At 68.3% G+C, this 11,970-nt stretch carries 11 protein-coding genes and 1 rRNA gene; 5 read left to right on the forward strand and 7 right to left on the reverse strand.

The window, feature by feature from the left end:
- Positions 1-141: 141 nt before the first annotated feature.
- Genes ptsP through AB0L91_RS33865 form a run of 3 tightly spaced genes read right to left on the reverse strand, consistent with a single transcriptional unit; the run spans position 142 to position 3,417 of the window.
- A complete protein-coding gene (ptsP, locus tag AB0L91_RS33855; protein ID WP_365016835.1) occupies positions 142-1,806 on the reverse strand; it encodes a phosphoenolpyruvate--protein phosphotransferase in 1,665 nt (554 codons plus the stop codon).
- Positions 1,806-2,066 carry an HPr family phosphocarrier protein gene (locus tag AB0L91_RS33860; RefSeq protein ID WP_355279231.1) on the reverse strand — a complete coding sequence of 87 codons (261 nt, stop codon included), beginning with the start codon at positions 2,064-2,066 and terminating at the stop codon, positions 1,806-1,808. The genes ptsP and AB0L91_RS33860 overlap by 1 nt, the downstream gene beginning before the upstream one ends.
- Before the next feature lie 4 nt (positions 2,067-2,070).
- Complete coding sequence (locus tag AB0L91_RS33865) at positions 2,071-3,417, reverse strand: PTS transporter subunit EIIC (RefSeq protein ID WP_365016837.1); 1,347 nt, start codon at positions 3,415-3,417, stop codon at positions 2,071-2,073.
- A gap of 227 nt (positions 3,418-3,644) precedes the next feature.
- Between AB0L91_RS33865 and AB0L91_RS33870 the strand changes: the two genes are divergently transcribed.
- Together AB0L91_RS33870 and AB0L91_RS33875 are read left to right on the forward strand one after the other, a co-directional pair.
- Complete coding sequence (locus AB0L91_RS33870) at positions 3,645-3,875, forward strand: PTS glucose/sucrose transporter subunit IIB (protein ID WP_365016839.1); 231 nt, start codon at positions 3,645-3,647, stop codon at positions 3,873-3,875.
- A 76-nt stretch (positions 3,876-3,951) separates the two neighbouring features.
- Positions 3,952-4,407 carry a PTS glucose transporter subunit IIA gene (locus AB0L91_RS33875; RefSeq protein WP_365016841.1) on the forward strand — a complete coding sequence of 152 codons (456 nt, stop codon included), beginning with the start codon at positions 3,952-3,954 and terminating at the stop codon, positions 4,405-4,407.
- 44 nt (positions 4,408-4,451) lie between these two features.
- Here the strand turns inward: AB0L91_RS33875 and AB0L91_RS33880 are convergent, their stop codons facing one another.
- On the reverse strand, positions 4,452-4,769 hold the full coding sequence (locus tag AB0L91_RS33880) for a hypothetical protein (RefSeq protein WP_365016842.1): 318 nt from the start codon (positions 4,767-4,769) through the stop codon (positions 4,452-4,454).
- A 168-nt stretch (positions 4,770-4,937) separates the two neighbouring features.
- Here AB0L91_RS33880 and AB0L91_RS33885 point away from each other — a divergent pair, with 168 nt between their 5' ends.
- The gene (locus tag AB0L91_RS33885) at positions 4,938-5,996 is read left to right on the forward strand and encodes a class I SAM-dependent methyltransferase (protein WP_365016843.1); all 1,059 of its coding nucleotides are present in this window, start codon (positions 4,938-4,940) and stop codon (positions 5,994-5,996) included.
- On the opposite strand, the gene AB0L91_RS33890 is transcribed toward AB0L91_RS33885, so the two are convergent.
- The gene (locus AB0L91_RS33890) at positions 5,978-9,298 is read right to left on the reverse strand and encodes an AAA domain-containing protein (protein WP_365016845.1); all 3,321 of its coding nucleotides are present in this window, start codon (positions 9,296-9,298) and stop codon (positions 5,978-5,980) included. The two genes, AB0L91_RS33885 and AB0L91_RS33890, sit on opposite strands and share 19 nt — an antisense overlap.
- Before the next feature lie 90 nt (positions 9,299-9,388).
- The gene (locus AB0L91_RS33895; protein ID WP_365016846.1) at positions 9,389-9,643 is read right to left on the reverse strand and encodes a hypothetical protein; all 255 of its coding nucleotides are present in this window, start codon (positions 9,641-9,643) and stop codon (positions 9,389-9,391) included.
- A 154-nt stretch (positions 9,644-9,797) separates the two neighbouring features.
- Here AB0L91_RS33895 and AB0L91_RS33900 point away from each other — a divergent pair, with 154 nt between their 5' ends.
- Positions 9,798-10,367: a hypothetical protein gene (locus tag AB0L91_RS33900; protein WP_365016848.1), complete on the forward strand. Its 570-nt coding sequence runs from the start codon at positions 9,798-9,800 to the stop codon at positions 10,365-10,367.
- Positions 10,368-10,466: 99 nt separating this feature from the next.
- On the opposite strand, the gene AB0L91_RS33905 is transcribed toward AB0L91_RS33900, so the two are convergent.
- Positions 10,467-11,048, reverse strand: a complete 582-nt coding sequence (locus tag AB0L91_RS33905; protein ID WP_365016850.1) for an ElyC/SanA/YdcF family protein — start codon at positions 11,046-11,048, stop codon at positions 10,467-10,469.
- A gap of 632 nt (positions 11,049-11,680) precedes the next feature.
- Here AB0L91_RS33905 and AB0L91_RS33910 point away from each other — a divergent pair.
- A 16S ribosomal RNA gene (locus AB0L91_RS33910) occupies positions 11,681-11,970 on the forward strand; the annotation flags it as partial.

The raw sequence follows: 11,970 nt of genomic DNA on the forward strand, positions 1-11,970 counted from the left end.
GGCCGGTTGCTCGCGCCGTGTATTGCCCGGGGTCGGTTGCTCGCCGTGCGGCGGCAGCAATGTCACCCATGAACCAACTCAGCACGCACCCACCGTGCGACGGCCCGACCACTCGCCGGACCGCCCACACCCTCCTCCGATTCATGCCCGCCCGACGATCGCCGCGACCGCCTCACGCGCCACCTGCGGATTCCGCGCCGCACAAGCCGCATCGGCAGCGTCCCGGCACGTCTCGATATCCACCGCCGACAACGCCGCCCGCACCCCGGGCAACGCGGGAACCGACATCGACAGACTCGTCACCCCGAGCCCGACCAGCACCGGCGCCAGCGTCGGATCCGACGCCGCCTCACCACACACCCCGACCGGCTTCCCGGCCGCCGTCCCCGCGGCACCGACCATCGCGATCAGATCGAGCACCGCGGGCTGCCACGGATCGAGCAGATGCGCGAGCCCACCCGCCATCCGATCGACCGCGCACGTGTACTGACTGAGGTCATTGGTCCCGATGCTGACGAAATCGAGATGCGCCAGCAGATCGGCCGCCCGCAACGCCGCCGCCGGGATCTCGATCATCGCCCCGACCGTGCGCAGCCCCGATTCCCGTGCGAGCGCGGCGAATCCGGCGGCCTCGTCAGCGGTGGCGACCATCGGCGCCATCACCCACAGATCCGCCCCGGTGGCCTCGCCCGCCCTGGCCAGCGCGGTGAGCTGGGTGGCCAGGGTATCCGGGAACACCGTCCCGATCCGCAGCCCGCGCACACCCAGCGCCGGGTTCTCCTCGGTCCCGAGATCGAGGAACGGCAGCGGTTTGTCCGAACCGGCGTCGAGCGTGCGGACCACGACCTTGCGCCCGGCGAACTGTTCGAGAACCGTGGTGTACGAAGCGATCTGCTCATCCAGGCTCGGCGCGGTCGCCTTGCCGAGATACATGAACTCGGTGCGGAACAGCCCGACACCTTCGCTGTCGACCGGCCCCGCCTTCTCGGCATCGTCGACGGTGCCGATGTTCACCAGGACCTGCACCGACGTCCCGTCGGCGGTGTGCCCCGGTCCACTGGCCGCCGCCAGCCGCGCCGCGTCGGCCGCGGCCTGCTCGATCGCGGCCTGCTGCCGCAGCGGACTCGGATCGATCACGACATCGCCGGTGCTGCCGTCCAACAGGACCGGCGCGTCCTCGACCAGCCGATCGGTGTCGGGACAGTTCACCACCGCGGGCAGCCCCAGCGACTTCGCGAGAATCGCGGTGTGACTGGTCGGCCCGCCCTCGGTGGTCAGCAGCCCGACCACATCACTGTCACCGAGCATCGCGGTATCGGCGGGCGCGAGATCACGGGCGACCAGGACGAACGGATACCCGGGCTCGGGAATGCCCGGCATCGGTTCCCCGAGCAGCACCGCGACGGTGCGCCCGCCGATATCGCGCAGGTCGGTCGCGCGCTCGGCCATGTACCCGCCGAGCGCCTCGAGCTTGGCGCAGAACCCCTCGAACGCCAGGTGCACCGCGTGCGCGGTCGGCATCCCGTCGGCCAGCTGCTTCTCGGTGGCGGCGACGATGCCCGGGTCGCGGGCCATCGTCGCCGACATCGACAGGATCTCCGCCGCGACGCCGCTCACCCGACCGGCCCTGGCCTGCATCTCGTCGGCCACCCCGCCGAGCGCCGCCTTGACCCGGACCATCTCGTCCTCGACCGAGCCGCCGACCGGATCCTGCGCCGAGGTGGCCAGCTGCGAACCGAACCGCAACCACGGCGCGACGACCACCCCGGGACTCACGCCGAGGCCGCGGATCACCTGTTCGCCCATCAGGCGGCGTCCAGATCCGAGGCCACCAGCGCGGCCAGGCTGTCCAGCACGGCGTCGTCGTCGGCGTGCAGGGTCACCTCGGTGCCGTGGCCCGCGCCCAGGGTCATCACCGCGAGGACGCTGGCCGCGTCGACCGGTTCGCCATCTCCGATCGAGATCCGGACCGGAACTCCGGTGGCCTGCACGGCCTGGGTGAATTTCGCTGCGGGCCGGGCATGCAGCCCCACCTGGGATCCGACGACGACTGTGCGGGTGGTCATGTCCTCACTCACCTTCCAATTTCTTGTCCAGCTTCGATTCGACTTCGGCGACCAGGGGCGCGTCGGTCCGAGTATCGCCGGTCGCCTCGAGCGCCGCCTCGGCTTCGACCGCGGCGACATCGGGCACACCGGCCTCGACATCGGTCTCCTCCTCGCGACCGGGCGTGCGCAGGTTCCACTTCTTGATCACGAAACTGAAGAGCACGTAGTAGATCACCGCGTAGCCCAAGCCGATCGGGATCAGCAGCCACGCGTCGGTGGCCTTGCCGAAGTTCAGCAGATAGTCGATCGCGCCCGCCGAGAACGTGAATCCGTCGTGGATGCCCAGCGCGTTCACCAGCGCCATCGAGGTGCCGGTCAGGATCGCGTGCACCACGTACAGCGGCCACGCCACGAACATGAACGAGAACTCCAGCGGCTCGGTGATGCCGGTGACGAACGCGGTCAGACCGGTCGAGAGCATGATGCCGCCGACCAGCTTCTTCTGCGAGGGCCGCGCGTTGTGCCAGATCGCCAGCGCCGCGGCGGGCAGCGCGAACATCATGATCGGGAAGAAGCCGGTCATGAAGGTGCCCGCGGTCGGGTCGCCGGCGAAGAACCGGTTGAGGTCACCGCGCACGAGCTGGCCGGAGGCGTCGGTGTAGTCGCCGACGAGGAACCACACGGTCGAGTTCAGGATGTGGTGCAGGCCGGTCGGGATGAGCAGACGGTTGGCCGCGCCGTAGATACCGCCGCCGACCACGGTGTTGTCGGCGACCGTCTCACCCACCCAGGTGAGCGCGGAATTGAAGGCCGGATAGATGAACGCCATGCCGACACCGACCACCAGGCCGGTGATCGCGGTCAGGATCGGCACCAGCCGCCGACCGTTGAAGAAGCCGAGGAAGTCCGGCAGTTTCGTGCGGTAGTACCGCTGCCACAGGATCGCCGACAGCAGGCCCATCACGATGCCGCCGAGCACGCCGTAGTTGATCAGCGCCTGCGCGCCCTTCGGATCGGTCTTGCCTTCCAGCACGATCGGTGACATCGCCTTGAACACGCCGTCGATCACCATGTAGCCGACCACCGCCGCCAGCGCCGTCGACCCGTCGGCCTTCTTCGCCCAGCCGATCGCGATACCGACGGCGAAGATCAGCGGCAACCACGTGAAGACCGCTTGACCGGCCGCCGAGATGACCGCCGCCGTGCTCTCCAGCGCGGAGAACCGGCCGAGCAGATCGTCCTGCCCGAGGCGCAACAGGATGCCCGCCGCGGGGAGCACCGCGATCGGCAGCATGAGGCTGCGACCCAGGCGCTGCAACCCCGCGAACACCTTCGATTCTTGCTTGGGACTGTCGGTAACGGCAGACATGTCGACCTTCTTCGTGCCGGGTTTCCGGCGGTCTCGGCGAGCCGAACGGACTTGCGAGTCTGTCCGGGTTAACTGTTGTGAACCGGTGACCCTGACGGGTACTGTCCGGTCATAACCAGTTGTAAGTTTGACCAGGTGGCTGCCGGATGTCAACCGCGAAATATGACGTGGCGCACATTCGAGGCTCCCATACTGGAACCGGCAACCACCGCGGAAAGGGAGAACACATGTCCAAAGCGGAAGCGATCGTCAGGGGTCTGGGTGGCGCGGACAACATCGTCGAGATCGAGGCCTGCATCACCCGGTTGCGCACCGAGGTGAAGGACGGCAGCAAGGTCGACGAGGCCGCACTGAAGGCAGCGGGCGCGCACGGCGTCCTCAAGGCGGGCTCGGTCGTCCAGGTCGTCGTCGGCCCCGAAGCCGACACCCTCGCCGAGGACATCGAGGACATCCTGTGAGCGAGCGTCAGCGAGCGAACCGTCAGCACAGCGCGCGAACGCGCACGACGGAACCGAGCGCCGGCGAGGTGCAGTCGTGAGCCTGCCCGTCCTCGCTCCGCTGGCGGGCAAGGTCATCACCCTCGCCGATGTCCCCGACCCGGTCTTCGCCGGTCAGATCGTCGGCTCCGGCGTCGCCATCGACCCCGACCGCACCCGTGGCACCCTCACCGTCACCGCCCCCCTCGCGGGCAAGATCCTCAAACTCCACCCGCACGCCTTCGTCATCCTGGGCAGCGGCGTCGGCGTCCTGGTCCACCTGGGCATCGACACGGTGAAACTCAAAGGCGAAGGCTTCGGCCTCCTGGCCGCCGAAGGCGACGACGTCGAAGCAGGCGCCCCGATCGTCACCTTCGACCCCACCGAGATCGCAGCCACCGGCAACTCCCCGATCTGCCCGATCGTCGTCATGGACTCCCCGAAGGACTCGATCGTCAGCGCCGCCATCGGCACCGATATCGACCCCGGCGCCCTGCTGTTCGATTCGCCGTAACCGACCCGGCTGACGCGCAGCAACCGCACCGGACCGCCCGCGCGTCAGCTGGTCTCGCAGCCGATCCCATCGTTGTCACTGTCGAGCCCGTACTCGTCCGGCCCGATCACCCGGACCCGTCCGGTGTACACGGGACCATTCCCGTTGCCGCCTTCGCAGTCGACATCGCTGGCGATCGGCACACACGGGTCATACGACGGATGGCAGTCGCTACCCGGTGGTGGCGGTGCCGGCGGACAGAACTGGCTCGACCCGCTGTTGCACAGGAAATCGGTGACCGGATCGGCACCGGCTTCCACCGGCAGCGCGAGGACGATCGCGATCGCGGCGCAAGCGGTCGATCCGAGGACGGCTGTTCGCATGACTACTCCGATCATTCGACACCACGCACCGGCCAGTGTCCCGCAAACACATCGCAACCGGCCGGTCAGAGACCGAATCGTTGACACCGGAATGAACCGCGAGGCGCGCGACCACGTACTTCGCTACAGCGGGCCGACCGGTCCGCGATCGAGCACGGGAGGATCGACGTGACCGCAGCAGAGCAGACCAGTGAGCAGTTCGCCGACCGGCTGTTCGGCGCGGCACTCGGCGCCGTCGACATCCTCGCGGTGCACCTCGGCGACCGGCTCGGCTGGTATCACGCGCTGGCCGAGCACGGTCCCGCCGACGCCGTCGAACTGACCGCCCGCGCGGGCGGCGATCTGCGCTACGCCAGGGAATGGCTGGAGCAGCAAGCCGCGACCGGCGTGCTGACGGTCGACGACGACGGCCGCTTCACTCTCCCCGCCGGTCCCGCGGAAGTCCTCACCGACCCCACCAGCCTGAACTACCTCGCGCCCCTGGCCAGGATGCTGGCCGGCGCGGCGGTCCAGCTGCCCGGCCTGGTCCGCGCCTATCGCGACGGCGGCGGCGTCGGCTGGTCCGAATACGGCGTGGACATGCGCGAATCACAGTCCGACATGAACCGCCCCTGGTTCGAGCACCGCCTCGCCGTCGACCTGGCCGGCGTGCCCGACATACACGCGAAACTCGCGGGCCAGGACGCCCGCGTCGCCGATGTCGGCTCCGGCGGCGGCTGGTCGTCCATCGCGCTGGCCCGCGCCTACCCGGAATTGCGGGTCGACGGCTACGACATCGACGAACCCTCGGTCGCGATGGCACGCGACAATGCCGCCGACCTCGGCGACCGCGTCCGCTTCCACCACGGCGACGCCGCCACCGACCTGCCCGAAGCCACCTTCGACGCCGTGTTCGCCTTCGAATGCCTGCACGACATGCCCCACCCCGTCGAGATCCTCACCGCCATGCGCAAGGCACTGCGCCCCGGCGGCGTCGTGATCGTCATGGACGAAGCCGTCGACGCCGAATTCACCGCACCCGCAAGCGATGTCGATCGCCTGATGTACGGCTTCAGCCTGCTGATCTGCCTGCCCGACGGCATGGCCCACCCGGGTTCGGCGGGCACCGGCACCGTCATGCGCACCGCGAAACTGGCCGAGTACGCCGTGGACGCGGGCTTCTCCGCCGTCGACGTCCTCCCGATCGAGGACTTCGGTTTCTGGCGCTTCTACCGGCTGACCGTCTGACGCACCGGCTCGTCCTGCACCGTCCACTGCGCGGCCAGCTCCTCGAAATACCGCTGGCTGCTCCACAATCGGTAGTTGCCGATCACATACACCCGCCGCCGCGCCCGCGACACCGCCGCGTTGAGCACATTCGGATTCGTCGCCGCCCACCGCCGCGACCCACCGGCGGCGGGCGAGGTCCCGAGGATCAGCACCACGACCTCGGCCGAATTCCCGTGCATCGCATGAACAGTCCCCACCTGATGCGCCGCGAACTCCGTCCCGAGCACCTCTCGCGCGATCTCCCGCGCCCCACGCGCGACATCCCGGAACGGACTGACCACCCGAATGTCTCCGGGCGACACACCGTCCTCGGTCAGCTGAGCCAGCAACTCGGCCAGCGCCTCACCCTCACCGGGAATCCAATTACCTTCCGCCCGAGCCGATCGCACATCGATCCACCGATCCTGCCCGGGGAACTCCGCCCGCTCCGGCGTGCCGAAGATCAGCAGATCGTCGTCGTAGGCGATCCGATGCGTCAGCTCGAAAATCGGCAGGTCACTGCGTCGATGCACCCGCAACGGCGCACCGACCCACACCGGCTCGGCGGCGTCGGCCGGCGTCAGCCAGGTCCCGTACCGCACTCCGCGATCGGCAGCCCGTCGCGCGGATGCCAGATCCGGCATCCACTCCGCGTCGAGCCCGAACTGCCGCACCAGCGCCTCCTGCGCCGAGGTCGGCAATGTCTCCATCGGCCCCAGCTGACGATGATCACCCACGATCACCGCCCGCCGCGCCCGCCACAGCCCACCGGCCACCGATTGCGGCGCGGCCTGCCCGGCATCGTCGACGAACAACCAGCCCAGCGCCTCCCGCCCGAGCCCCTCGAACAACCGCGGCGCGGCCGTGAACGTCGTGACTACCAGCGGCACCGCCAGGAACAGCGTCTGCCACGCAGCGGCCACGGTTTCCGCCTTCGGCTCCTCGGCCAGCTCACCCCGGATCAGCGCGATCGCCACGATCAGGTTGTCGCGCACCCGTGGTGCCGCATCGAGCAGGAACGCCCGATGCAGCCGCAATGCCGACAGGAACAGCTCCCGCCGCGCGGTCGAGTACTGCTCGTCGGCCCAGGGATTGCACAGCTGGAACCGCTCGTCGTCACCGGAGGCGTCACCGAACGGGATGGTGTCGGCCCAGTTCTCCCGCGCCCGCTCGATGATCTCCAGCGCCGCCTCGCGCCGCGCGGTCAGCTCCTGATGCGCCCGGATGAGCGCCCGCCCGTGCTCGGCCGCCTCCGCCCACTGCCCCCGGGTGTACTCGACCTCGGTCTGCCGCCGCCGCATCTCCGACTCGGCGATATGCCGCTCCCGCAGCAACTCGTTGCTCCGGGTACTCCAGCGCCGGCCCGCGCTGAAACCGGTCGACGCCGACGCCGTGAACCCCGGCTTCTGCCCACCGTGCTCCCCGAGCAGCTTGCCGACCCGGTGCTGGGTGGCCTGCGCCGCCCGCAGATGCTCGGTCGCCAGCTGATGCCGTTCGCGCCAATGCGCGTGCGCGGTATCGGCATTGGCGATGTCCGCTGCGATCGACCGCAGCTGCTCGTGCATATCGGGTAGCTCGGCCACCGCGTCGGCGACGTCCTGCCGCTCCTGCGCGAGCCTGCGCACTTCGGCGCGCCGACTCGCGAAATCCTGCACCGCCGTCGACCAGTCCGGGATCGAATCCGGATCGGCCTCAGCCTGTTTGAGAATGTCGAGCATGCCGCCCGCGGTCGACCCGGAGAAGTGCTCGGTGGCGAACCGGTCGCCGAACCAGAAACGCTCACCGAAGGTCCGCCGCTCGTCGCCGAGCGCTGCCGCGACCAAACCCCACGCAGGCTCGGCACCGACGAGATCGGCCAGTTCGGTGAAGTGGTCGAACTCGCGGTCGATGGCGTCGCGTCGCTGGATCTCGGAGACCACGTCGGCGGCGGCTTCCTCACTGCCCGTGGTCAGCACCACCTCGAACCCGGTGACATTCGACGCCAGCCGATGCGCGCCCACCGTGTAGTTCTTCGCGACCTGCACCTGCTCGGTCACCCCGGTGAACACGTCGAGGGGATTGTCGAACGAGGCCAGCTGTGCGGCCCGCTCCACCACGATCCCCGCCAGCAGATCGCGCAGCATCGTCGTCGTGCCGGTCCCCGGCGCGCCGTGCACCGCGAAGATCCCCGCGCCGTCCCGCAATCCGGCCAGCGCGCTGTCGACCGCGAACTGCTGACCCGACACCAGCGGGTCACCCGGCCAGCGTCCGTCCGGAACGAGATGGGGGAGCAGCCCTTCGACGACCACGTCCTGGCGCTCCCGCACATCGATGCGCTCGTGCACCGGCAGCGTCTCGGTGGCCGCGAGATAGTCCTGCAACGCCGCGCCGACATCGCCGCGCTCGATCGCCGCCGCCAGCGTGGCGAGGTCCGCTCGCAGACCACTGTTCAGCCGATCCTCACCGGCGACCGTGTCGCGCGCCGCGACCTGCACACACGCGACACGTACTCCACCCGCGCGCAATTCCGACCGAATCCCCAGCGCCCCACACAGTTCGCCGGTGAACGTCTGGAGGTCGCGCCCGCTGAGGTGTGGCGCTTCGGCCGGTTCCTCCGGGTCCTGGGGTAGGAGGCGTTCGGCGAAGGCCAGCGCGGACATCCCGGCGAGCCCGGGGGAGATGACCCCGTCCGCGCCCGCCGCGATCAGCGAAGCACCGACACCCCGCCCCGCCACATCCAGCGCCCGCCACCGGGGCGAGTGCTGAATCTCTTCGGGATCGGCGGCCGCGGCTTCGCGCGTCAACGTATCGAAGGCCGCCGTGAACGCGGCCGAATCATGATCGAACCCCTCGGCCCAGCCACCGTCCGCCGGACCGGGCGACCGCAACCGATTCACCGCCCACGCCAACCCCGACAGGCTCGCCGAACCACCGACGACCACCCCGTCCTCGGTCAACGTCACCGCGAAAGCGGCAGTGGTCCCGGCACGCCGGGCATCGGCTTCGAGCCGGTCCTCCCCGAACGCCCGAACCAGCGCCTCGCGCGCGCGCCCGATCCCGAACAGTCCGCCGTACACGACGAACTGCCACACCCGCCCCGCCTTCAACGGCGGAAGCGCGGCCAGGTCTTCCCACGGCGCGAGATCGTCGGCCGCCGGCTCGACCACGAGTCCGTCCTCGGCCAGCGCCCCGACCTCCGGAACGCGCTGCGGACCGAACAACTCCACGGTCTGCCAGAAACGTACGAGCCGCGCGGCGTGCTCGGATCCGCCCACGATGCACCCCATTCCGTCGGCCATCATGACAACCCCGCTCACGGTACGCGATCGCGATTCCCCGAGCACGGCACCCCGATGGTCCCGCCGCGCGTGGCGAGACCATCGGCGCAGGTCCTACAGCCGCGGCAGGCACCCCGCGGCCCGCAGCCGCGCCGCCAGCGACGAATTCACCAGCGCACTCGACCCACTCCCGCCACCCAGCGCGACGAGCACATCACCACCCAACCCGGCACCCACCGAACACCCCAGCACCGACACATCGATATAGATGTTCTCCTTCTGCTCCGGCTCCGCGACGGCCGAATCCGCCCCCGCGACTGTGGCGGCCGCAACAGCCAGCCCGACCGCTACCGCCTTGACGATTCGCACAATGTCCTCCTGAAAAGCGCTGATCAGCGCGATGATCGGAATCGGTCCTCGGACCTCCCGGACCGACCGACAGGGTTGACCGATCTTTCGCCGAGGAAACGTCGCCCCCGAAATTCCATTGCCACCCCTTCCTCACCTACCGCACGCTGACCAGATGAACGACCTCGACAGCACCGCCGACCGCTTCGCAGTCGGCGAGCTCTACCCCGAGGATCTGCCGATGGCCGCTGCCGAGGCACTGGCCCAGGGCTACGACACTCCCGCGCTGGTGGAACTCGCCTGCCTGCACCGCACCGAGACCGGCGAGGCGCCTGCCCTGTTCCGGACCGCGCTGGCAGAGCTGGGGCTCGTCGCCGACACCGAGGCGGCATGGTCCGCACGCGATGTCGATGTGCGGATGCGTCGGGCCGAAAAGGCCGCGAACGCCCTACTCGCGGGCGAGGGAATCCTCGTCGAGCACCTGAGCCGGATAGCGTCCGACCTCGACTACCTCTCGGTCACGCCCGAAGCCGGGAGTCCTGAGCTGGCTGATCTGGCTGCCGATTTCGATGGATTCCGCTGGCATCTCGACGACGACACCATCGACCAGGCCCTACTTCGCGACGACATCCACGCGAGGTGCCGGACTCTGTCGGCAGGCCAGCCTTGGGTTCGGCCGGTCGCTGCCACACCTACGCCGACCAAGCCGAGGTGGTGGCGGGTGTGGCTCCGGGGGTGCCGTTGAAGCTTCCGCCACGATGCCCGCTTGGGTAGTCAGGAGCCTGCCCCCTGCTGAACACCTCGGCTCCCACTCCGAGGACCTATCGGGTCCGACCGAGAACCCTCAGCGCAGCACCATCTCCGCGACAGCCTTGGGCGCGGCCAACCACTCCCTGACGTTGTTGCGCACCTCGGTACTCCGCCGGCAATCGCAATACGCGACCACCCCGTCGGCCTCGATCCCCGCCGCCCGGCACAACGCCACCGCCCGCGGCAGATGCTGATACTGACTGACGATTATCGCCCGCTCGACCCCGAACATCGATCGCGCCCGCTCGCATGTCTCCCGCGTCGACAGTCCCTCCCCATCGGCCTTCACGATCGCCGGCTCGATCCCGCGCTCGAGCAGATACCGCGTCATCGAGGCGATCTCGTCCCCCGACGCTCCACCGGCGTCACCCGACAACAGGATCTCCCCAGCTTTCCCCGCTGTCACCAACTCGATAGCCACATCGAGCCGACCCCGGAGATAGGCCATAGGCGTCCCGTCTTCCGCGACCTTCGCCCCGGGCACGATCACCACGGGAACGATCGGCGCTCCCGTCACATCGCTGCGATGCCCCGACGACAGCGCCCAGGTAGCCATATTCGCCGCGGCCGTCACCACCACCACGCCACCGGCGACGACGACACCGACACCCACCACCCGCCGAACCCACCAACGCCTCGCGTTCCGCCCCGCCATCGCAGACCCTCCCGTGCCCTCGGCTTGTCCGCGCCACGGTACCGGCCGTCGACCTACCGGCGCGGCAATCGGATTCGCCAGGGACACACGCGGCTGTACACCGGCGTGTTTCGCCCGATCCTTCAATGTCGCACCGGTGAGAACACGCGAAACAACCCCTGACTAGGGAATTTGACATTGCAATTGTCGACACGTAACTTTATTCAAGTCAGAGCGACACGGACACCGACCCGGTACCGAGTACCAGGGAAACGAGGTTGGACGATGAGCGCCGACAACAACAAGTAAGACAGCTCACTTAGCCCGGATTTGCGTCCGGGCACTTGCGTGGGCTAAGTTTGAACCCTGCCTCGCTGAAGCCCCTACGAAATGTTGCGGGTGGATGCTTGTGCGTGTGTTCTTTGAGAACTCAATAGTGTGTCGATGAATGTCAGTGCCAATATTATTATTGGTTCCGCTTCTCATACCCCCCGGTTGAGGAGTGGACATTTTGAATGTCAGCAAACTTTTGCTGGTGTTCGGCATTGCTAGGTTTTCGGACTCTAGTCTTTAGATTATTCTGATTCGCTCCTTCGGGAGTGTTTCGAGAGTCTTCAACGGAGAGTTTGATCCTGGCTCAGGACGAACGCTGGCGGCGTGCTTAACACATGCAAGTCGAGCGGTAAGGCCCTTCGGGGTACACGAGCGGCGAACGGGTGAGTAACACGTGGGTGATCTGCCTCGTACTTCGGGATAAGCCTGGGAAACTGGGTCTAATACCGGATATGACCACGGGATGCATGTCCTGTGGTGGAAAGATTTATCGGTACGAGATGGGCCCGCGGCCTATCAGCTTGTTGGTGGGGTAATGGCCTACCAAGGCGACGACGGGTAGCCGGCCTGA

It is taken from the genome of Nocardia sp. NPDC051833 (assembly GCF_040681225.1).
Classification (GTDB): domain Bacteria; phylum Actinomycetota; class Actinomycetes; order Mycobacteriales; family Mycobacteriaceae; genus Nocardia.

Coding starts and splice junctions, on each gene's coding strand:
- ptsP (WP_365016835.1), bottom strand. CDS start 1,806: ATGGGCGAACAGGTGATCCGCGGCCTCGGCGTGAGTCCCGGGGTGGTC.
- AB0L91_RS33860 (WP_355279231.1), bottom strand. CDS start 2,066: ATGACCACCCGCACAGTCGTCGTCGGATCCCAGGTGGGGCTGCATGCC.
- AB0L91_RS33865 (WP_365016837.1), bottom strand. CDS start 3,417: ATGTCTGCCGTTACCGACAGTCCCAAGCAAGAATCGAAGGTGTTCGCG.
- AB0L91_RS33870 (WP_365016839.1), top strand. CDS start 3,645: ATGTCCAAAGCGGAAGCGATCGTCAGGGGTCTGGGTGGCGCGGACAAC.
- AB0L91_RS33880 (WP_365016842.1), bottom strand. CDS start 4,769: ATGCGAACAGCCGTCCTCGGATCGACCGCTTGCGCCGCGATCGCGATC.
- AB0L91_RS33890 (WP_365016845.1), bottom strand. CDS start 9,298: ATGATGGCCGACGGAATGGGGTGCATCGTGGGCGGATCCGAGCACGCC.
- AB0L91_RS33900 (WP_365016848.1), top strand. CDS start 9,798: ATGAACGACCTCGACAGCACCGCCGACCGCTTCGCAGTCGGCGAGCTC.